General features: G+C 71.7%; 18 protein-coding genes. 7 read left to right on the forward strand and 11 right to left on the reverse strand.

Features of this window, described 5'->3' with window-relative positions:
* Positions 1–37 precede the first annotated feature (37 nt).
* A complete protein-coding gene (locus LQ222_RS10410) occupies positions 38–430 on the reverse strand; it encodes a YraN family protein (protein WP_230166264.1) in 393 nt (130 codons plus the stop codon).
* A 17-nt stretch (positions 431–447) separates the two neighbouring features.
* Here LQ222_RS10410 and ggt point away from each other — a divergent pair, with 17 nt between their 5' ends.
* From ggt to LQ222_RS10425, 3 genes are read left to right on the forward strand one after another with little or no spacing between them, the layout of a single operon-like run.
* On the forward strand, positions 448–2,130 hold the full coding sequence (gene ggt, locus LQ222_RS10415) for a gamma-glutamyltransferase (RefSeq protein WP_230166265.1): 1,683 nt from the start codon (positions 448–450) through the stop codon (positions 2,128–2,130).
* Positions 2,123–2,809, forward strand: a complete 687-nt coding sequence (locus tag LQ222_RS10420; RefSeq protein WP_230166267.1) for a hypothetical protein — start codon at positions 2,123–2,125, stop codon at positions 2,807–2,809. Before ggt ends, LQ222_RS10420 begins: the two co-directional genes overlap by 8 nt.
* 52 nt (positions 2,810–2,861) lie before the next feature.
* On the forward strand, positions 2,862–3,338 hold the full coding sequence (locus LQ222_RS10425) for a CreA family protein (RefSeq protein WP_230166269.1): 477 nt from the start codon (positions 2,862–2,864) through the stop codon (positions 3,336–3,338).
* Here LQ222_RS10425 and LQ222_RS10430 read toward each other — a convergent pair whose 3' ends face one another.
* The 7 genes from LQ222_RS10430 to LQ222_RS10460 form a co-directional block, all read right to left on the reverse strand.
* Positions 3,339–4,139, reverse strand: a complete 801-nt coding sequence (locus LQ222_RS10430; RefSeq protein ID WP_230166271.1) for a M48 family metallopeptidase — start codon at positions 4,137–4,139, stop codon at positions 3,339–3,341.
* Positions 4,140–4,350: 211 nt separating this feature from the next.
* Positions 4,351–5,382 carry an ABC transporter ATP-binding protein gene (locus LQ222_RS10435; RefSeq protein ID WP_230166272.1) on the reverse strand — a complete coding sequence of 344 codons (1,032 nt, stop codon included), beginning with the start codon at positions 5,380–5,382 and terminating at the stop codon, positions 4,351–4,353.
* On the reverse strand, positions 5,375–6,355 hold the full coding sequence (locus LQ222_RS10440) for an ABC transporter ATP-binding protein (protein ID WP_230166275.1): 981 nt from the start codon (positions 6,353–6,355) through the stop codon (positions 5,375–5,377). Before LQ222_RS10440 ends, LQ222_RS10435 begins: the two co-directional genes overlap by 8 nt.
* Positions 6,355–7,269: an ABC transporter permease gene (locus LQ222_RS10445; protein ID WP_230166276.1), complete on the reverse strand. Its 915-nt coding sequence runs from the start codon at positions 7,267–7,269 to the stop codon at positions 6,355–6,357. Before LQ222_RS10445 ends, LQ222_RS10440 begins: the two co-directional genes overlap by 1 nt.
* Before the next feature lie 3 nt (positions 7,270–7,272).
* Positions 7,273–8,256, reverse strand: a complete 984-nt coding sequence (locus LQ222_RS10450; protein ID WP_230166277.1) for an ABC transporter permease — start codon at positions 8,254–8,256, stop codon at positions 7,273–7,275.
* 54 nt (positions 8,257–8,310) lie between these two features.
* Positions 8,311–9,894, reverse strand: a complete 1,584-nt coding sequence (locus tag LQ222_RS10455; RefSeq protein WP_230166278.1) for an ABC transporter substrate-binding protein — start codon at positions 9,892–9,894, stop codon at positions 8,311–8,313.
* 56 nt (positions 9,895–9,950) lie between these two features.
* On the reverse strand, positions 9,951–11,183 hold the full coding sequence (locus tag LQ222_RS10460) for an AI-2E family transporter (RefSeq protein ID WP_230166279.1): 1,233 nt from the start codon (positions 11,181–11,183) through the stop codon (positions 9,951–9,953).
* Here LQ222_RS10460 and otnI point away from each other — a divergent pair.
* The gene (otnI, locus tag LQ222_RS10465; protein ID WP_230166280.1) at positions 11,146–11,925 is read left to right on the forward strand and encodes a 2-oxo-tetronate isomerase; all 780 of its coding nucleotides are present in this window, start codon (positions 11,146–11,148) and stop codon (positions 11,923–11,925) included. The two genes, LQ222_RS10460 and otnI, sit on opposite strands and share 38 nt — an antisense overlap.
* On the opposite strand, the gene LQ222_RS10470 is transcribed toward otnI, so the two are convergent.
* The gene (locus LQ222_RS10470; protein WP_230166281.1) at positions 11,913–12,482 is read right to left on the reverse strand and encodes a hypothetical protein; all 570 of its coding nucleotides are present in this window, start codon (positions 12,480–12,482) and stop codon (positions 11,913–11,915) included. The two genes, otnI and LQ222_RS10470, sit on opposite strands and share 13 nt — an antisense overlap.
* Positions 12,483–12,674: 192 nt before the next feature.
* On the opposite strand from LQ222_RS10470, the gene LQ222_RS10475 reads away from it, so the two are divergent.
* Positions 12,675–13,559 (forward strand): 2-hydroxy-3-oxopropionate reductase, encoded by an 885-nt coding sequence (locus LQ222_RS10475; RefSeq protein WP_230166282.1) that lies wholly within the window; start codon positions 12,675–12,677, stop codon positions 13,557–13,559.
* A gap of 390 nt (positions 13,560–13,949) precedes the next feature.
* On the forward strand, positions 13,950–14,828 hold the full coding sequence (locus LQ222_RS10480) for a helix-turn-helix domain-containing protein (RefSeq protein ID WP_230166284.1): 879 nt from the start codon (positions 13,950–13,952) through the stop codon (positions 14,826–14,828).
* A gap of 140 nt (positions 14,829–14,968) precedes the next feature.
* Here LQ222_RS10480 and LQ222_RS10485 read toward each other — a convergent pair whose 3' ends face one another.
* Positions 14,969–15,841, reverse strand: a complete 873-nt coding sequence (locus tag LQ222_RS10485; protein ID WP_230166285.1) for a Hint domain-containing protein — start codon at positions 15,839–15,841, stop codon at positions 14,969–14,971.
* 147 nt (positions 15,842–15,988) lie between these two features.
* Positions 15,989–18,658 carry a bifunctional acetate--CoA ligase family protein/GNAT family N-acetyltransferase gene (locus LQ222_RS10490; protein ID WP_230166287.1) on the reverse strand — a complete coding sequence of 890 codons (2,670 nt, stop codon included), beginning with the start codon at positions 18,656–18,658 and terminating at the stop codon, positions 15,989–15,991.
* A 168-nt stretch (positions 18,659–18,826) separates the two neighbouring features.
* On the opposite strand from LQ222_RS10490, the gene LQ222_RS10495 reads away from it, so the two are divergent.
* Entirely contained in the window at positions 18,827–19,777 is a 951-nt protein-coding gene (locus LQ222_RS10495) for an alpha/beta hydrolase (protein WP_230166289.1), read from the forward strand.
* The last annotated feature ends 49 nt before the right edge of the window (positions 19,778–19,826 follow it).

The following is a 19,826-nucleotide window of genomic DNA, read 5'->3' on the forward strand; positions in this document are numbered from 1 at the left end:
TGGCCGTTGGTTCTTGGCGATGGATCGAATGATAAATTCAATCGCCAATTCGGAACGCATCCGCAATCCGCCGCGCCGTCCCATCCGCGGCAACGATCACCACGTCGAAGCGCACACCCGCGGCACCATGGCCCGGGTTCGCCGCCAGCCAGCATTCGGCCGCCGCGACCAGCCGCGCCCGCTGCCGCTTGCCCAGGGCGAAAGCCGCCTCGCTCAACGACGGCCGCGCCTTCACCTCGACAAACGCCAGCACCCCGTCCCGCTCCGCCACCAGGTCGATCTCGCCCGCCGGCGTGCGCGCCCGCCGCGCCAGAACCACCCAGCCCTCGCGCTCCAGCGCCGCCGACGCCACGCCCTCGGCATCGCGGCCCGACGCCTCCGCGCGCCGCCCGCGAATCAGCCGCCGCGTGCGCTGCCCGAAATCCTGCATTCCGCTATCCTGCCGCGATGATCCTCCTCCGCGCCATCCTCCTGGTCCTGCTCGCCACCGGCATCGCGCAGGCCCAGCCCGCGCAACGCCACATGGTCGCGGCCGGGCACCCGCTCGCCGCCCAGGCGGGCCTCGATGTGCTGCGCGAGGGCGGCTCCGCGACCGACGCCGCCATCGCCGTGCAGATGGTCCTCACGCTGGTCGAACCGCAATCCTCGGGCATCGGCGGCGGCGGCTTCCTGCTGCACTTGCACGGCGCCACCGGCCGCATCACTGCCTGGGACGGGCGCGAAGCCGCCCCCGCCGCCGCCGGCGCCGACCTGTTCCTGCGCGATGGCCGGCCGCTGCCCATGCTCCAGGCCATGCCCGGCGGCCGCGCCGTGGGCGTGCCCAGCCTCGTCGCCATGCTCGAAGCCGCCCACAAGGAGCACGGCCGCCTGCCCTGGCCGCGCCTGGTCGCCCCCGCCATCCGCCTGGCGGAGGACGGCTTCCCCATCAGCGATCGCCTGGCGCGCGAGATCGCCCTCGACATGCTGCTGCTGCGCCGCGACCCCGGCGCCGCGGCGTATTTCTTCACCGACCAGGGCCTGCCGCTGCCCGCCGGCCACCGCCTGCGCAACCCCGCGCTGGCCGAGACCCTGCGCGCCATCGCCGAGCAGGGTGCCGCCGCCCTCGCCCGCGGCCCGATCGCCGAGGACATCGTCGCCGCCATCACCCGCCACCCGACCAATCCCGGCGTGATGGCGCTGGCCGACCTCGCCACCTATGCCCCGCGCCGGCGCGAGGCGCTGTGCGCGCCCTATCGCGGGTATCGCGTCTGCGGCTTCCCGCCGCCCTCGTCCGGCGGCATCGCGGTGGCGCAGATCCTGGGCCTGCTCGGCCATTTCGACCTGCCGCGCATGGACCCGCGCGGGGCCGAGGCCGCCCACCTGATCGGCGATGCCGGCCGCCTCGCCTTCGCCGACCGCAATGCCTATGTGGCCGACCCTGATTTCGTCCCGGTGCCCACGCGCGGCCTGACCGATCCCGGCTACCTCACCACCCGCGCGCAGCTGATCGACCGCGACCGCGCCATGCCCGCCCCGCGCGCCGGCAACCCGCCCTGGCGCGAGACCACCCGCCACGCCCCGCAGGCCCAGGACCACGGCACCGGCACCACCCATGTCTCGATCGTCGATGCCGACGGCAACGCGGTCTCCATGACCACCACCATCGAGGCGCTGTTCGGCGCGCGGCTGATGGTGCGCGGCTTCCTGCTGAACAACGAACTCACGGACTTCTCCTTCGCCCCGGAGCGCGACGGCCGCCCCATCGCCAACCGCGTCGAACCCGGCAAGCGCCCGCGCTCCTCCATGTCCCCCACCATCGTGCTGGATGCCGAGGGCCGGCTGCAGGCGCTGACCGGATCGCCAGGCGGGGCGCGCATCATCGGCTATGTCGCGCAGTCGCTGGTGGCGGTTCTCGACTGGGGCCTGACACCGCAGGAGGCCGCGTCCCTGCCCCATGTCGGCACCATCGGCGGCGCGATCGAACTGGAAGCCGACACGCCCGCCGCCGCGCTCGCCCCCGCCCTGCGCGCGCGCGGCCACGAGGTGCAGATCCGCGACATGAATTCCGGCCTGCAGATCATCCGCGTCACGCCACAGGGCCTGCTCGGCGGCGCGGACCCGCGGCGTGAAGGGGTCGCGATCGGTGACTGAAGTGCCCTACACCACTGCGACCGTTCCCGCCCCGCCCGAGCTCCGCGCGCAGCTCGAAGGCCTGACCGGACAGCACGCCGGCGCGGCCCGCGGCGGCCTGCGGCAGATGGCGCTGGTCGTCGTCGCGGTGTTCGGCGCCATCGCGCTGCTTGATCTCGCCTTCGGCATCATCGAGACCGCGCACTGGGTCGTGCTGGTGCTGGGCAGCGCCATCCTGCTGGTGCCGATGCTGCTGATCCACCGCCGCAGCAGCGCTCCGGAGGCGGATGCCTTGATCGACGACCTGCGCGCCGACCTCGCCTCGGGCCTCGTGCTGCGCCACACACTGCTGCGCGACGAACGCCACGCCTTCGTCCCGCACGAGCACGGCGTCATCCATCTGTGCCCCGCCGATCCCGCGCGCACGCTGTTCCTCGACCTCTCGTCCGTCACCGGGGACCCGCGCCATGACCAGTGGTACGCCGAAGGGCTGATCGACCGCGCGCGCTGGACCTGGTTCAGCACCACCAGCGGCGCCGTGCAGCTTGGCTTCGAGGCCGATGGCGCCCCCGTCCCGCGCCGCGTGATCGATGCCGCCGACGAAACCGCCCTGTTCGAGGCGCTCGGCTCGCCCACCGATGGCGACGTGATCGCGCGCCCCTGGGCCGAGATGGAGGCTTTCCTGCGCGCCGGCGCGTGACCAGATGCGTGCTGCCGCGTTGACGCCACGCACCCACCACCGGAGCCCGCCCATGCCTCGCCTGATCGCCGCAGTCCTGGCGCTGCTGATCGCCCTGCCCGCCGCCGCCGAGGAGACGACGCGCATCGGCTTCGTCAACACCGCCATCACCAACCTGGGCCTGACGCGCAGCCACCGGGTGGTGGTGGAACGCTTCTCCGACCCCGAGGTGGCGGGCGTGTCCTGCTACATCAGCCAGGCCCGCACGGGCGGCCTCAGCGGCATGGTCGGGCTGGCGGAGGACCCCGGCCGCTTCTCGCTGGTCTGCGTCGCGACCGGGGCGGTGCGCGTGGCCGACGGCGCCCGCCGCGGCGAACGCGGCGAGCTGGTCTACGAAAGCGACACCTCCCTGTTCTTCAAGGAGACCCGCGTCCACCGCTTCATCGACGAGGCGGCGAACACGGTCGTCTACCTGGCCTGGTCGACCCGCCTGATCGACGGGTCGCCCTACAACGCCGTGGCGGTGGTGCCCTTCGCGCCGCCGCGCTGATCAGGCGAACCAGCCGCCGCGCCGCGGCATGGCCCGGGGATCGCGCGCGATCTCCTCCGCCGCGCGGCGCCAGGCCGCCAGCCGCTCCGGCCCGGCCGGATGGGTGTCGAACCACGACGTCGTCTGGTCGCCCGACAGCTTCGTCATCTTCGCCCACAACCCGCCGGCGCGCTCCAGGTCATAGCCCGCCCGCGCGGCGATGAAGGCGCCGAGGTAATCCGCCTCGCGCTCCTGCGCCTTGGAGAAGGTCAGGCTTGCCGCCTTCGCGCCGGTCTCGGCGCCCAGTCGCGCCAGGCCGAGGTCGATGCCCACCACATCCTGCGCCGCGCGGCCGACCGCAGCGCCGATCGTCGCGGCCACCTGCGCCCGCCGCGTGCCCTCGGCCAGATGGCCCGCGACGTGATGCGCGATCTCATGCGCCACCACGCCGGCCAATTCGTCGTCATTCGACACCAGGCGCAGCAGCCCGGTGGTGACGGTCACGCCATTCGCATCATGCGCGAAGGCATTGGGCGTCGCCGCAGGCATGATGCCGACCTGGAAATCGCACCCGCTGCCGAGCTCGGCCTGGCAGAAGGGCTGCGCGGCACGGATGGTGCGCGCGGCCACGCGCGACAGCATCGCGGCATCCTGTTCCGGGCTGCGCAGCGTGGGGCGCGGCATGGGCGCGGCGGCGATGTCGCGCGTCGCGGCCGCGATCGCGGCGCGATCCACCGGCGGGGGCAGCATGGCATCGTCGCAGCCCGCCAGCAGCAGGGCGGGCAGCGCCAGCAACGCGAGAACGGGACGGCGGGTCGCCATCGGACCGGATACCTCCTGCGCGGCCCGGCCCCATGCCGGCCCACGTCAGGCGCGAGTGTAACAGCGCCCGCCTTGCGGCCGGGTGTCGCGATGCAACGGCGCGTAACGGATGGCGCGGCACCTGCGGCATCCGTGCCCGCGCAGGCCGCGGGCCTGCCGGGTGCGGGGCATCCGCGCGGCTTCGGCTGACGCCGGCCGAGGGCGATCCGCGCTACGCGGCGTCCCGCGCGATGGCGGGCATCGGCATGGCGTCGTCGCGCCCTTCCTCGACCGCGTGGCAGGCCACCATCGCGTCGCCGGCCGGCTTCAGTTCCGGCCGCTCCCGCTTGCAGCGGTCATTGGCCAGCGGGCAGCGCGGATGGAAGGCGCAGCCGGATGGCGGGGTGATCGGCGACGGCACCTCGCCACCCACCGGGATGCGTTCGCGCCCGGTCATGTCCAGGTCCGGGATCGCCTCCATCAGCGCGCGCGTATAGGGGTGGCGCGGGCGGCGGAACAGCGTCTCGGCCGGTGCCAGTTCCGCCAGCCGGCCGAGATACATCACCCCGATCCGGTCGCTCACCTGCCGCACCACCGCCAGGTTGTGGCTGATGAACAGGAAGGTGAGGTTGAGGCGCTGCTGCAGCTCCTTCATCAGGTTCAGGATCTGCGCCTGGACCGACACGTCCAGCGCGGAGGTCGGTTCGTCGCAGACCAGGAATTCCGGGTTGGACGACAGCGCCCGCGCGATGGAAATCCGCTGCCTTTGCCCGCCCGAGAATTCATGCGGGAATTTCTGCCGATCGAGCGGCGACAGCCCCACCTGCGTCAGCAGTTCCGCGACGCGGTTGTCCTGCTCGGCGCGCGTGCCCACCAGGCCGAAGGCGCGGATGGGTTCGGCGATGATGTCCCCCACCCTCCAGCGCGGATTCAAGGACGCATAGGGGTCCTGGAAGATCATCTGCATGCGCCGGCGCTGGTCGGCCAGGGCGCGCGCCTGCGCCAAATCCCGCCCGTCGAACACCACCTTGCCGGCGGTCGGCGCATAGAGCCCGACGCACAGCCGCGCGACGGTGGATTTCCCGCAGCCGGATTCCCCCACCAGCGACAGCGTGGTGCCCTTCGGGATGGCGAAGGAAATGCCATCCACCGCGCGCAGCGTCCGCCGGCCTTCGCGCGCCACCATCCGCTGCAGCAGCGGCCGCGACACGTCGAAATGCCGCGCCAGGTCGCGCGCCTCGAACATCAAGGTCGCGTCAGCCACGGGCCACCTCCGTGTCGAACAGCCAGCAGGCGGCGCGGGTGGTGCCGGCATCCAGCAGGTCCGGGCGCAATGCGCGGCACTTGCCGAACACCTGCGGGCAGCGCGGGTTGTACGCGCAGCCTTGAGGAATCGCGGAAAGCCGCGGCATCGCGCCATCGATCTGCGCGAGCCGTTCCACCCGCCGGTCCAGCGGTGGGATCGACCCCATCAGCCCGGCGGAATAGGGGTGGTTGGCGTGCTTCACCACCTCGCGCACCGGGCCGATCTCGGCGATGCGCCCAGCATACATGACCGCGACGCGGTCGGCGGTCTCGGCGATCACGCCCATGTCGTGGGTGACCAGCATCATCGCCGTGCCCTTCTCGCGCGCCAGCGTCTTCAGCAGCGCGATCACCTGCGCCTGGATCGACACATCCAGCGCCGTGGTGGGTTCATCGGCCACGATCAGCTTCGGTTCGGCACACAGCGCCAGCGCGATCACCACCCGCTGGCGCATCCCGCCCGAGAATTCATGCGGGTAGCTGTCGATGCGCTGGGCCGCGGCCGGGATTCCCACAAGCTCCAGCCATTCGATGGCGCGCTTCTTCGCCTCGGCGGGGCCGATCGGCAGGTGTGTGGTCATGGTCTCCGCCAGCTGCCGGCCCACAGTGTACAGCGGGTTCAGCGTGGTCAGCGGGTCCTGGAAGATGGCGCCGATCTCGCGCCCGCGGATGCGGCGCATCTGTTCGTAGCGCAGATTGTCGATGCGCTTGCCGTTCAGCAGGATCTGCCCCTTGGCGATCCGCCCGGGCGGTTCCAGCAGGCCGATGATCGCGGCACCCGTCATCGACTTGCCGGCGCCCGATTCACCCACCACGCCCAGCACTTCGCCGGGTGAGATGGAGAAAGACACGTCATCGATCGCGACCAGCGTGCCCCGCCGCGTGGGGAATTCCACGCGCAGGTTCCGCACTTCAAGCAGGGGTTCGGACATCAGCGCAGCTTCGGGTTCAGGGCGTCGCGCAACCAATCGCCCAGCAGGTTGACCGACAGCACCATCATGATCAGCGCGATGCCGGGGAAGATCGTGATCCACCACTCGCCGCTGAACAGGAAGTCGTTGCCGATCCTGATCAGCGTGCCGAGCGAAGGCTGCGTCGGCGGCACGCCGACACCAAGGAAGGACAGCGTCGCCTCGCTCAATATCGCCAGGCCGAGGTTCAGCGTGGCCACCACCAGCACCGGCCCGAGCACATTGGGCAGCACGTGGCTGACCATGATGCGCGCGCGGCTTACGCCGATCACGCGCGCCGCCTGCACGTATTCCTTGTTGCGCTCGACCAGCGTGGACCCGCGCACCGTGCGCGCGAATTTCGGCCATTCGCTGATGCCGATGGCGAAGATCACGACGAACAGCGCGATCTCGGCATGCACTTCCCGCGGCAGGGCCGCGCGCACCACGCCATCGACCAGCAGCGCCACCAGGATGGACGGGAAGGTCAGCTGGATGTCGCAGATGCGCATCAGCAGGCTGTCCAGCGCGCCGCCGACATACCCCGCCAGCAGCCCCAGCGACACGCCCAGCAGCGTGGCGAACACCGTGGCCGACACGCCCACCAGCAGCGACACCCGCGCGCCATACATGATGGCCGAGAGCACGTCGCGCCCCTGGTCATCCGTGCCCAGCGCGTATTCGCGCGCACCTTCCTCGGTCCAGGCCGGCGGCTTGAAGGCGTCCGACAGATTCAGCGAAGCCAGGTCGAAGGGGTTGTGCGGCGCGATCCACGGCGCGAAGACCGCGCCCAGGATGCACACCGCGGCCACGATGGCGGACACCACCGTCACCGGGGATCGCGTGAAGGAAAACCACAGGTCGGAATCGAAGAAGCGCTTCACCGCGGCGGCCATGGTTCAGTGCCCCCCCTTCCCGCGCCCGATCCGCAACCGCGGATCGACGGCGTAGTAGAGCAGGTCCACGATCAGGTTGATGGTCACGAAGACCAGCGCGATCAGCAGCAGATACGCGCTCATGACCGGGATATCGGCCGCACCGACCGACTGGATGAACAGCAGCCCCATCCCCGGCCACTGGAACACGGTTTCCGTCACGATGGCGAAGGCAATGATCGCACCCAGCTGCAGCCCCACGATGGTGATGACCGGCACCATCGTGTTCTTCAGCGCATGGCCGAAATGCACCGCCCGGTTCGGCAGGCCGCGCGCGCGGGCGAACTTGATGTAGTCGGTGCGCAGCACCTCCATCATCTCGGCGCGCACCAGGCGCATGATCAGCGTCAGCTGGAACAACCCGAGCGTGATCGCCGGCAGCACCAGCGCCTTCACCCCGCTCCAGGTCAGGAAGCCGGTCGTCCACCACCCCAGCCGCACCGTATCCCCGCGCCCGAAGGACGGCAGCCAGCCGAGCGAGACGGCAAACACCAGGATCAGCAGAATGCCGATCAGGAAGGTCGGCAGCGACACGCCGATCAGGCTGAAGGTCAGGAAGAAGCGCGACAGCCAGGAATGCCGGTACAGCCCGGTATAGACGCCCATCGGCACGCCCACCGCCAGCGCCAGGATCGCCGCGGTGAAGGCCAGCTCCAGCGTGGCCGGCGCGCGTTCCGCGATCAAATCCGCCACCGGCCGCGACAGCCGGTAGGACAGGCCGAATTCCCCCTGCACCGCATTGCCGATGAAGGTCGCGAACTGCACCCAGAACGGCTTGTCGAGCCCCAGGTCGGCCACCAGCGCATCGCGCTGCGCCTGCGTGTAGTCCTGCCCCAGCATGATCGCCACCGGGTCGCCCACATAGGCGAACATGGCGAACGAAATCAGCGCCACCGAGAGCAACACGGGCAGCGCCTGCAGGATGCGGCTGATGATGAAGGCGAACATGCAATCACTCCGGCGCGGGCGCGGCGGCAATCACCGCCGCGCACGCGGTTCAGGTCAGTTCATCCGCGCCCAGCGGAAATAGGGCTGGTTGTTCGCCATGTGCGGGATGGTCAGCGTCGAGCGCATCGCCCAGGGGATCATCTGGTGGTGCAGCGGGATATGCGGCACGTCCTCGCGATAGATGCGCAGCGCCTCGCGGATCGCGGCGTTCCGCGCCTCGCCCGACTGGTTCACCATGATGTCGATCAGCTGGTCCATGCGCGGGTTGGAATAGCGCCCGTAGTTCCAGATGCCGTTGCCCTGCCCGCCATCGCGCGAACGCACCAGCGACTGGAAGGAATACAGCGCATCGAGCGTCGGCACGCCCCAGCCCAGCAGGTAGATCGACGTATCCTCGCGCTGGATCTTCGCGAAGAACGGCGCCAGCGGCATCGCGTTCAGCTGCGCGCGCACGCCGATGCGCGCCCACATCGCCACGATCGCCTGGCAGATCTGCTCGTCGTTGATGTAGCGGTTGTTCGGGCAATCGAGCGTGATGCCGAAGCCGTTCGGATAGCCCGCTTCCGCCAGCAGCGCGCGGGCGCGCGCCTGGTCATAGGGCAGGCGGACGTCTTCCTCGCGCGAATACCCGTTCACCTGCGGCGGGAAGAAGGTGCCGGTCACCACCGACTGCCCGCGCATGGTGGTGCGATGGATCGCCTGGATGTCGATCGCATGATACAGCGCCTGGCGCACCCGCAGATCCTTCAGCGGATTGCGGTCGGTCACGTCGGAATACAGCAGCCGGTCGCGATGCACGTCCATCGCCAGGAAGATCGTGCGGACCTCCGGCCCTTCGAGCACGCGGATGCCCTGCGCCGCGCGCAGCCGGTTCAGATCCTGCAGCGGCGGGTCGAGCACGAAGTCGACCTCGTTGGACAGCAGCGCCGCGATGCGCGTCGCATCCGACGAGATCGGGCGATAGACGATCTCGGTGATATTGGCCTCGCGGCTGGCGGGTTCGTTCCAGCCCCACCAGTCGTTGTTGCGGACCATCACCGTGCGCACATCGGGCTCGCGGGTCTGCAGGCGGAAGGCGCCGGTGCCGTTGGTGGCGCGCGTCGTGTGCATTTCCTCGCGCGCGCGGGTGTTCTGCGGGCGCGTCGCGTTGTGCTGCTCGGACCACGACCGCGACATGATGAACAGCGACGCGATCTTGTTGGGCAGGATCGGGTCCGGCACGCGGGTGATGACATCCACCACCATCGGCTCGACCGCCACCGAACTCGCGATGGTGTCCACATAGATGCCGTAGTTCGACGTCGGCTGCTGCGCGCGGGTGATGGAGAACACCACGTCATCCGCCGTGAAGGCCTGGCCTTCGTGGAACTTCACCCCGGACCGCAGCCAGAAGCGCCAGCGGTTGGGCTCCACCTGCTCCCACCGCGTCGCCAGGCCCGGCGCCAGGCCCAGCTCCTGCGTGCGCTGGATCAGCGGGTCGTAGATCTGCTGCAGCACCATGGTGACGGTGCCGACATTCTGGCTGTGCGGATCCATGGTGTTCGGATCGCCCGAGGCGGCCCAGCGCACCGTCCGCGCTTCCGAAACGCCCGCGCCCAGGCCCACGGCCAGCGCGGCTGCCATCAGCAGCTTCCGCATCCCTTTGTACTCCCTGTTGTCGCGCGACCCGTCCCGCGGCCCCCGGAAGCCGGCGCCTATACGGCGCCCGGTGGCGGCGGGGAAGGGTCTTGTGCGCCATCCTGCGCGCCACCGGCGAATTCCAGCAACAGCGTATATCCCACCGCCAGCACCACCGGCCCCAGGAACAGCCCCAGGAAGCCGAAGGCGAACACACCCCCCAGCGCGCCCAGGATGGTCAGCAGCAGCGGCAGGTTGGCCCCGCGCGCGATCGCCCAGGGCCGGATGAAGTTGTCGACCGAACTGATCACCAGCGCCCCATACAGCGCCATGAAGATGCCCCAGCCGGTCTGGCCCTGGGTGAACAGCCACAGGCTGGCCGGGATCCAGACCAGCGGCGCGCCGACCGGAAAGATGGAGATCACCCCCGCCACCACCGCCAGCAGCACCGGCTGCGGCACGCCAGACAAAGCCAGGCCGATCGCGGTCAGCACGCCCTGCGCCAGCGCGGTGCCCAGCAGCCCCCAGACCACCCCGCGCGTCACATCGGCGGCCAGGTGCAGCATGCGAATGCCGGTCGCCCCGCCCAGGCGGTCCATCAGCGCCGTGGCGCGCCGCGCCATGGCCGGCCCGTCGCGGTAGAAGAAGAAGGCCAGCAGGATCGCCAGCAACAGCTCCGCCAGGCCCGACAGCACCGCCAGCAGCACCGTGACGGTGTGCTGCGTGATGGTCCCGGCATAGGGGCGCAGCAGCCCCGCCAGGCCCAGCAGGTCGAATTCCGCATCGCCCAGGAAGCCGCGGATCCACGCGCCCACCACCGGCAATCCGCCGAGCCAGCCGCCCAGCGCCGGCAAGCCGCCGACCAGCAGCGCCTCGATCTGCGCCGTCAGGGCTTCCACCTCGCCGCGGCTGGTCGGCGCCGCCAGCACGATGGGCAGCCCCACCAGCAGGAACATCGCGCCCACCATCAGCGCCGCCGCGCCAGCGGCGGAGAACCGGTCGTTCTCCCGCAGGATCGCGAACACCGGCCAGGTGGAGAAGACGATGATCACCGCCCATAGCAGCGCGGAGATGAACGGCCGCAGCACCAGCAGGCACGCGACCGCCAGCGCCGCCAGCACCGCGATCCCTGCCAGCCTGGCCGTGCGCTTCGCCTGAATCGCCATCGCCCCCATCCTGCCCGAAGCGGCGACGCCGCGCGAGACGCCGCCTTCCGTCGCGGCGGCGGCGGCGATAGCCTCCGCCGCCTTGTTCGCCCAGGGGGGACCCAGAATGCCGCGCTTCGCCGCCAACCTGTCGATGATGTTCACCGAGGTGCCGTTCCTCGACCGCTTCGCCGCGGCCGCCCAGGCCGGCTTCAAGGCGGTCGAGTTCCTGTTCCCCTACGACTTCCCCGCCGCCGAGATCGCCGCGCGCCTCAAGGACAACGGCCTGCAGCAGGTGCTGTTCAACGCGCCGCCCGGCGACTGGACCAGGGGCGAGCGCGGCATGGCCGCCCTGCCCGGCCGCCAGCAGGAATTCCGCGACGCGATCCGGAAGGCGCTCGACTACTGCGCCACGCTGTCCTGCCCCCGCCTGCACGTCATGGCCGGGCTGGCGCCCCAGGGCGTGCCGCACGACACACTGACCGCGGTCTATGGCGCCAACCTGGCCTGGGCGGCCGACGAAGCCCACAAGGCGGGCGTGAAGCCGGTGATCGAACCGATCAACCACCGCGACATACCGGGCTTCTTCCTCAACACCACCGACCAGGCGGCCGCCATCATCAACGCGGTCGGCCCCGACAAGGTCGGCATGCAATTCGACCTCTATCACTGCCAGATCACCGAGGGCGACATCGTCAAGCGCGTCGAGAAGCACCTGCCGCTGATCGCGCACATGCAGGTGGCCGACAATCCGGGACGCCACGAACCCGGCACCGGCGAGGTCAACTGGCCCTTCGTCTTCGACCGCATCGACGCGCTGGGCTTCCGCGGCTGGATCGGCTGCGAATACCGCCCGGCGAACGAGACCGTCGCCGGCCTCGGCTGGTTCAAGCCCTACCGGGCGTAGCGCGCCAGGGGGGCGACGCCAGGCGTGGTGCCGGCGCGCGGCTGCGCGCTGCGCTGCGCGGCGCAATCATGCGCCAGGGCACCGATCTCGCGCGCGAGGCTGTCGAGCCCGACCGCGACACCAAGGTCGGGGCCGACCAGCAGCACCGCGCTGGTGGTGCCGGGCGCCTCCCCCGCCGCGCGGGCGCGCGCCAGGGCCGCGCGGAACGAGGCCTCATCGACCCCCAGGCGGAGCCAATCGGCATCGGGCCGCTGCACCGACAGCAGCCGGACCTCGTGCCAGTCGCCGCCGGCGCCGCCCAGGTCCAGCGTGATGGCCGCGCCGTCCGGGAAGCGCGCACCGCGCAGGTCGAGGCTCCAGCTTGTATGGCCTGGGCAGGAGAATTCGAGCGTCAGGCTGGCCGGCACCTGGCCGACCCCGGACCCCAGCACGGACAGCAGCGGCCGCCCGGTGAGGAAATCGGCCTCGCGCACGAAGCTGTCCTGCGCGCGCGCGGCGCCTGGCAGGGCGGCCAGCGCGGCGACCAGCAGGATCGACAGTTTCGGCGATGCGCGCATACCGGACCGGGTCATTTTTTGGACCAGACGAAGACCCTAATCTACCATTGCGATAGAAACACGTCACCCAGAATTTCCTTGCAACATGCCTAACGCCGGAGTCGCGCCGACACCGGCCGCCACGCATGTTCGCAACCCAGCGCCTGCGCTATGTCTGCCGCCGCCCCTCGCATCCTCGTCGGAGAGAAACGCATGAAGATCGCCTTCATCGGCCTTGGCATCATGGGCCGCCCCATGGCCGGCCACCTCAAGACCGCCGGCCATGACATCACGGTGGTCGAACGCGCCAGCCTCACCGCCGAGGACCGTGCGGCCCACGCCGTGGCCCCCACCATCGCCGCCGCCGTCGCCGGCGCCGAGGCGGTCATCCTGATGGTCCCTGACACCCCCGACGTCGAGGCCGTGCTGTTCGGCGCCCACGGCGTGGCCGAGGGCCTGAAGCCCGGCACGCTGGTGATCGACATGTCCTCGATCAGCCCGACCGAGACCAAGAAATTCGCCGAGCGCATCGCGGCCAAGGGCGGCGACTACGTCGATGCCCCGGTCTCCGGCGGCGAGGTCGGCGCCAAGCAGGCCAGCCTGACCATCATGTGCGGCGGATCGGATGCCGCCTTCGCCCGTGCCAAGCCGCTGTTCGAGGCGATGGGCAAGAACATCACCCTGGTCGGGCCGGTCGGTGCGGGGCAGACCTGCAAGGTCGCCAACCAGATCATCGTCGCGCTGACGATCGAGGCGGTGGCCGAGGCGCTCACCTTCGCGTCGAAGGCCGGCGCCGACCCCGCCAAGGTGCGCCAGGCGCTGATGGGCGGGCTCGCCACCTCCCGCATCCTGGAACTGCATGGCGAGCGCATGATCAAGCGCACCTTCGCGCCGGGCTTCCGCATCCGGCTGCACCAGAAGGACCTGAACCTGGCGCTGTCGGCCGGGCGGGACCTGGGCGTGGCGCTGCCCAACACGGCCTCGACCCAGCAGCTCTTTGCCGCGGTGTCGGCCGCCGGCGGGGCGGAGCTGGACCATTCCGGCCTGGTCAAGGCGCTCGAGACGCTGGCCGCCCACAAGGTCGCCGAGGACGCCTGACGACGCGCGCCTGCGCGTTTCCCGGTCGGGTGGTAGCACCTGATCGGGCGAGGCTGCGCGTGACGACAAGGTGGCGGAGCAGACCTCGACCCGATGCGGTCACCCGATCGGGTTGAGATGCTCGTCACGACCCTGGCTTCGGCGGCCTTGCAGCGAGCCACGGCGCGCGAGACCGGCCCTGGCCCCGCCGCCCATGCCCGACCCGGCTGGCCGGCTGGTGCGCGCGGACATCCCCCCGGCTTGTCCGCCCGGCCCGGATCGGCGCCCCGGGTCGCGTCGCGCCGCACGGCCATCACGGGAAATCACGTCGCCACCCGGCCTGTGAGATTGCGTCTCGAAATCCGAGGCACGTTCCGTTAATCTGGGTCGCCTTACCCCCGGAGGGTCGATATGCGTTTCGCCGAAATCGGTCAGCAGTTGCGTGCCTACAGGCTTGAATCCGGCCTGCGTGCCGAGGAAATCGCCGCACGCCTCGGCGTCTCCCGCGCCGCCCTGTATCGCTACGAGAAGGGCGAGGTCATCAAGCTCGACACCATCCGCCGGTTGGCGGAACTGCTGAAGATCTCGCCGCTTTCGCTGCTGGGGATCGGCGTCGAGTACTTCGGCCGCCCCGCCGCCTTCGAGGAACGCCTGCGCCAGATCGAGGAACAGTCCGACCAGGTCCTCCAGGTCGGCGGCGCGGTGGTCTATCCGGTGGCGACCGAGGCCTTCGACGGCGCGCTGGCGGAGGCCTGGACCGAGGCCGCCGACAATTCGACCGATCGCCTGCTGGCGCGCAGCCAGGTCGAGCAGATGCTCGGCCTGCTGACCGCGCGCAAGAAGCTGCACCAGTCGCGCAAGCCCAACATCACGGCGATCCTGGGCGAAGGGTCGATGCGGCGGATGCTGATCGATGGCGTCGCCCCCGGCCTGGCGCTGTCCGAACGCGCCCGGATGCGCTGCCGCCTGGCCGCCCGGGCCGAGGCGGAAGCCATCGCCGAGGCGCTGGACTCCGTCCCGATCGGCCTGCAGCTCGGCCTGATCTCGGGCGCCGAGCCCGCCGGCCCCTTCATGGTGATGCGCGGGCGCGAACGCGCCCATGTCGTCGGCAGCTGCTTCGCCCCCGACGCCCACCCGACCACCGCCAGCGGCGTCGCCTTCATCACCGGCGCCGACGAGGCGATCGGCACCCACCAGCGCGTCGCCGAGGGCGCGTGGCGCGACGCGCTGAAGGGCGCGGAAGCCGCGGCACGGGTGCGGGCGATGGTGAAGGATGCGTTTCCGGGGTGATCCACTGACGGGCGCGGCAGCCGGCGCCGCGCAGGCCGCCCCGGGTATGTCGACCACGGAGGGCCGGGCCGGCTGACCTCGTTGCCAGGATGATCCGCGCGGCGGGCCCCGGCGGGGCACCGCCGCGCGGTTCAGCGCGATCAGGCGGCGCGGGTCACGCCGGCTTCGGTGGCGAGCAGCTCCGCACGCGCCGCGAGGCGGGCACGGATCGCCGCCGGCACCTGCCGCGCCGACTTGGCGTGGGGCAGGTCCATCTCCCCGACGACGCGGCCCTCGGGATACAGCGCGGCGAACTCCGCGTGGTTGTCGAAATGCTCGCGCCCGACGCTGTCGCAGAAGGACTCCACCGGCGCCCCTTCCGCCAGGATCGCCTCATGCGCCGGCAGTTCCAGGCTGTAGTAGGTGAAGACCTCGGTCGGCGCCGGCAGCGGGCGGATCGTGCGGCCATTCTCCAGCGCCTGCGCGAAGCAGAAGGCCTCGTCGAACACGATGGCGTGGTGCGGCGACACCCACAGGTCGCGCGACGGCACGCCGGCGTCCAGGGCGCCGGCCGCCACGCGGATGGGGCGCGACGCCTCGGGCGAGGCGAAGCGGGCATGGATCGTCTGCGTGCCGATGAACAGGACCGGCACCGCGCGGCCATCCGCGGTGGTCACCAGGTCGCCGATGCGCAGCGCCTCGACGGCGCGCTCGCCCTCCGGGGTGCGGATCAGGGTGCCCTGCAGGAAGCACACGTAGCGCTGGTCGCTCAGGCCGCTGGTGTCGATGTCGCCAGCGGACTCCGTCTGCACGTAGAAGCGATAGTTCTGGTCAGGCAGGCTGGCCAGGTTCACGCCATTGATGTTGTAGGTATTGGTGCCGTTCGTGTAGGATTGCGTGCCCTCGTAGACCAGCACGGGGGATCCGCCCCCGGTCACAGGTTCGGCGAAGATGCGCACGGTGGCCGTGCCGCCGCCGCCGCCGGCATTCAGCCGCACCGAGAAGTCACCAACGTCATTGTTCACGTTGGCCACTGGTGTGTGGATCGTATTGATGGGCGCCCCGGCACTCCTGCTAGCTGATTTGTGCGGCGTTGAAACACCGCCTGGATCGATCTTACCTTACCGCATTGACGCAACGCAACGAAACGTCGCCCCAGGGCATGGTGCGGGCCGGCGCCGTCAGTCTTCCCTCACCGGCAGGGCGGCGATCGACAGCCGCGCCTCCATCACCTCCGGCTCCTGCGCGCTCGCCTTCACCCGGAAGCCCAGCGCCCGCACGAAGGCCAGCATCGGCCCGTTCTCCGCCAGCACCTGCCCCGCCACCTCGCGCACGCCGACCTCGCGGCCCCAGTCGAACAGCCGCTCCATCAGCGCCCGCGCCAGCCCCTGGCCCTTCCAGGCCGGGTCGATGATGACCGCGAACTCCGCCTCCGCGCCCCCCGGGTCGCGGATCAGCCGCGAGACACCCACCGTCCGGTCCGGCCCGTCGACCGCGTGCTCGACCGCCACGAAGGCCATTTCGCGGTCGTAGTCGATCTGCGTCATGCGGGCGATCTGCGCCGTGCTCAGCTCGCCCAGCGCCGAGAAAAAGCGATACCGCACATCCTCGGCGGACAGCCGCCGGAAGGCCTCGGCATGGGCGGTGGCGTCCTCGGGGCGGATCGGGCGCAGCAGCACCTCGCGCCCGTCCCGCCCGCGGAAAGGCCGCGCCAGCTCGGCCGGATAGGGCGGGATGGCCAGCAGCGCGACCTGCCCCTCGGGCCGCAGCCCCAGCGATGCATCGAGCGCCAGCACGCCCTCAGGATCCGCCAGCAAGGGATTGATCCCGCAGCTTTCGATCTCCGGGAAATCGACCGCGACCTGCGATAGCCGCACCAGCACATCGGCGATCGCCGGGATCTGCGCCGGCGGGTGGTCGCGCCAGCCTTCCAGCAGCCGCGCCGTGCGCGTGCGCCGGATCAGCCCGCGCGCCAGCGCCAGGTTCAACGGCGGCAGGTCGAAGCCCTCATCCGGGTCGATATCCGCCGCCGTCCCGCCGCGGCCGAAGGAAATCCATGGGCCGAACATCGCATCATCGCCCAGCCGCAGCCGCAATTCCTGCCCGCGGCCGGCCTGGCGCTGCACCAGGAAGCCGGTGACCCGCGCCGCCGGGCGCGCCCGCGCGACGCGCTCGGCCATCGCCGCCGCCGCATCGCGCACCGCCGCCGCCGAGGCGAGCCCCATCACCACCCCGCCAACCTCCGTCTTGCGCGGAAGGTCAGGGCTCAACACCTTGAGGACGACAGGAAACCCCAGCATGGCCGCGGCATCCCCGGCCTCGGCCGCACCGCCGACGGCGCGCCCCGGCACGGTCGGCACGCCATAGGCGGCCAGCACCGCCAGCGCCTCCTCCTCCGTCAGGTCGCGCCGCCCGGCCGCGCGCACCCGCGCCAGGATGCGCGCCACCGTCGCGCGGTCCGGCGCCAGGTCCAGCACGTCGCGCGCCGGCAGTTCGGCCGCGGCCGCGCGGTTGCGCCGGTCCTGCGCGAGGTGCAGCGCGCCGCGCACCGCGGCCTCGGGCGTGGCGAACACCGCCACCCCGGCCTCGGCCAGCGCCGCGCGCTGCGGGCCGGCGCTGGCCTGCCCGGCCCAGCCGACCAGGATCGGCGCGCCACGGCTCGCCTTCACCGCGGCGGCAAGGGCTTCGCGCACCACCGCCGCATCCTCGGCCGGCGCGGGGGCATGCAGCGCCACCACGGCATCGACCTCCGGCAGGGCAGCCAGCATGGCCGAGGCCTCGCCCAGCCGCGCTCCGCCGAGCGGCCCCAGCGCCAGCGGGTTGCGCCCCGACCAGCCTTCCGCGAGGCCCAGCGCCACCGCCGCCATCCCGGCATCGCCCGGTTCCGCCAGCCGCCCGCCGCCCGCCACCACCGCATCCGCCGCCAGCAGCCCCAGCCCGACGCCGTTGGTGACCACCGCGATGCGGTCCCCCGGCCCGGTCGCGCGCGGGGAAGGGCGCACCCGGGCCAGGGTCTCGGCGGCGGCCAGGAAATCCTCCAGCCCCGCCACCCGCAGCACGCCGGCGCGGCGCAGCGCGGCTTCCATCACCTCATCGGCCAGGCCCGATGCATCCACCAGCCGCCCGCCGGCGCGGATCGCCACCACCGGGCGCGTGCGCGCCGCCGCCCGCGCCGCCGAGACGAACATCCGGCGGTTTCGGATGCGCCGGATATCCAGCAGGATCGCCCCCGTCGCCGGGTCGCGCGCCAGCCAGTCGAGCACGCCGGAGAAGCCGAAGCCCTGGTTGCCGCCGATCCCGACCACATGGCTGAACCCCACCGATTCGGCCGCCGCCCAGTCCAGCACCGCCCGCGCGATGGCCGAGGACTGCGTCACCAGCGCGAGCCGCCCCTTGGCCGGCGCGATGTGCGACAGCGTCGCATTCAGCCCGATGGCCGGCACCGCGATCCCGAACGACCCCTGCCCCAGCGCCTGCACGCCCGTGCGGGCCGACAGCGCCGCGAGGTCCGGCGCCGGCCCGGGTACCACCGCGGCCAGGCACCCGCGCGCGGCCAGCGCGGCCATGGCCGGCCCCAGCGCATCCGGCGCCAGGCACAGCACGGCCAGGTCGGGCACCACCGGCAGGGCCTCGATCGATGGCGCCGTCTCGAAGCCCTCGCGCGCGGGACCGACCGCCATCAACCGGCCGCGGAACGCGCCGGCGGCCAGGTTGCGGGCCAGCACCGGCGCCTCGTGGCTGGCCTCGTCTGCCAGCAGCACGACGCTGTCCGGGCGCAGCAGCGCGCGGTCGCGGAACCCGCCGCCGCGCGCCGGCCAGGTGAAGGCATCAGGCATTGTGCGATGCAGCATGATCCTTCCCGCCCCATCCCGCAACGCCGCGATGCGGCCATGGCGCGCCGTGGCCGGCGGTGCGCCATCGCGCCGGCCCCGCCGCGCGCCCCGCCCCTGCCGCACCCCCCTTGCCGCGTCCGCCGCGCCCGGTTCCACTGCGGCCCGCACCACAAGGATGGCAGGCCCATGAGCCAGGATCGCTGGGACCCCGAGATGCGCGCCTTCACCGCCATGATGGAGGAACGCGGCCGCGCCTTCCCGCCGGTGGTGCTGGGCATGCCGATGGATGCGGCGCGCGTGTCGAATGACGGGCCGGGCCTGACGCTGGCCGCCGGCGGGCCGATGATGGCGGAAAGCACCACGCGCTGGCTGCCCATCCGCGGCCGCCGCCTGGCCTGCCGGGTACATCGCCCCGCCACCGACCGCCCGCTGCCGGTGGTGGTCTATATCCATGGCGGCGGCTGGGTCTGGGGCAGCATCGACACGCATGACCACATCATGCGCGCCTATGCCGCCGCCGCCGGCTGCGCGGTGGTCGGCCCGGACTATGCGCTCAGCCCCGAGGCGGTCTTCCCCCAGGCGCTCGAGGAATGCGCGGCGGTGGTGCGCTGGGTCGCCGGGCATGGCGCCGAATGGGGCCTCGATCCCGCGCGCATCGTGGTCGGCGGCGATTCCGCCGGCGGCAACCTGGCCATGGCGACCGCGCTGCTGCTGCGCGAGACCGACCCATCACTGGCCCTGCGCGGCCTGCTGCTGAACTACGGCGTCTTCGACAGCCGCACCGACACGCCGTCCTACCTGGACTTCGCCACCGGCCACACGCTGACGCGCGAGAAGATGGAGTTCTACTGGCGCCTGTATGCCCCGCGCGAGGCCGACCGCCTGCACCCCCTGGCGGCGCCGCTGCGCGCCGACCTCGCGGGCCTGCCGCCCTGCCTGCTGCATGTCGCGGAACTCGATGTCCTGTCGGGCGAGAACCACGCCATGGCGGCCCGCCTGCGCGCCGCCGGCGTGGATGTCGAAGCCACCACCTTCCCCGGCGTGCTGCACGGCTTCCTGCGGTCGATCGGGCATGTGAAGGCGGCCGACCGGGCGGTGGCGGAGGCCGCCGCCTGGCTGGCGCGCCGCCTGGCCTGACCCCAGGCACGCAGGACGGCGCGGCGCGATAACGAGCGAAAAAGCGCCG

This window comes from Roseomonas sp. CECT 9278 (assembly GCF_918698155.1).
Classification (GTDB): domain Bacteria; phylum Pseudomonadota; class Alphaproteobacteria; order Acetobacterales; family Acetobacteraceae; genus Neoroseomonas.

What these genes read in the sequence shown, in the direction of transcription:
- LQ222_RS10410 (WP_230166264.1), bottom strand. Translation starts at nt 430, where the DNA reads ATGCAGGATTTCGGGCAGCGCACGCGGCGGCTGATTCGCGGGCGGCGC.
- ggt (WP_230166265.1), top strand. Translation starts at nt 448, where the DNA reads ATGATCCTCCTCCGCGCCATCCTCCTGGTCCTGCTCGCCACCGGCATC.
- LQ222_RS10425 (WP_230166269.1), top strand. Translation starts at nt 2,862, where the DNA reads ATGCCTCGCCTGATCGCCGCAGTCCTGGCGCTGCTGATCGCCCTGCCC.
- LQ222_RS10430 (WP_230166271.1), bottom strand. Translation starts at nt 4,139, where the DNA reads ATGGCGACCCGCCGTCCCGTTCTCGCGTTGCTGGCGCTGCCCGCCCTG.
- LQ222_RS10440 (WP_230166275.1), bottom strand. Translation starts at nt 6,355, where the DNA reads ATGTCCGAACCCCTGCTTGAAGTGCGGAACCTGCGCGTGGAATTCCCC.
- LQ222_RS10445 (WP_230166276.1), bottom strand. Translation starts at nt 7,269, where the DNA reads ATGGCCGCCGCGGTGAAGCGCTTCTTCGATTCCGACCTGTGGTTTTCC.
- LQ222_RS10450 (WP_230166277.1), bottom strand. Translation starts at nt 8,256, where the DNA reads ATGTTCGCCTTCATCATCAGCCGCATCCTGCAGGCGCTGCCCGTGTTG.
- LQ222_RS10455 (WP_230166278.1), bottom strand. Translation starts at nt 9,894, where the DNA reads ATGCGGAAGCTGCTGATGGCAGCCGCGCTGGCCGTGGGCCTGGGCGCG.
- otnI (WP_230166280.1), top strand. Translation starts at nt 11,146, where the DNA reads ATGCCGCGCTTCGCCGCCAACCTGTCGATGATGTTCACCGAGGTGCCG.
- LQ222_RS10470 (WP_230166281.1), bottom strand. Translation starts at nt 12,482, where the DNA reads ATGCGCGCATCGCCGAAACTGTCGATCCTGCTGGTCGCCGCGCTGGCC.
- LQ222_RS10475 (WP_230166282.1), top strand. Translation starts at nt 12,675, where the DNA reads ATGAAGATCGCCTTCATCGGCCTTGGCATCATGGGCCGCCCCATGGCC.
- LQ222_RS10480 (WP_230166284.1), top strand. Translation starts at nt 13,950, where the DNA reads ATGCGTTTCGCCGAAATCGGTCAGCAGTTGCGTGCCTACAGGCTTGAA.
- LQ222_RS10490 (WP_230166287.1), bottom strand. Translation starts at nt 18,658, where the DNA reads ATGCTGCATCGCACAATGCCTGATGCCTTCACCTGGCCGGCGCGCGGC.
- LQ222_RS10495 (WP_230166289.1), top strand. Translation starts at nt 18,827, where the DNA reads ATGAGCCAGGATCGCTGGGACCCCGAGATGCGCGCCTTCACCGCCATG.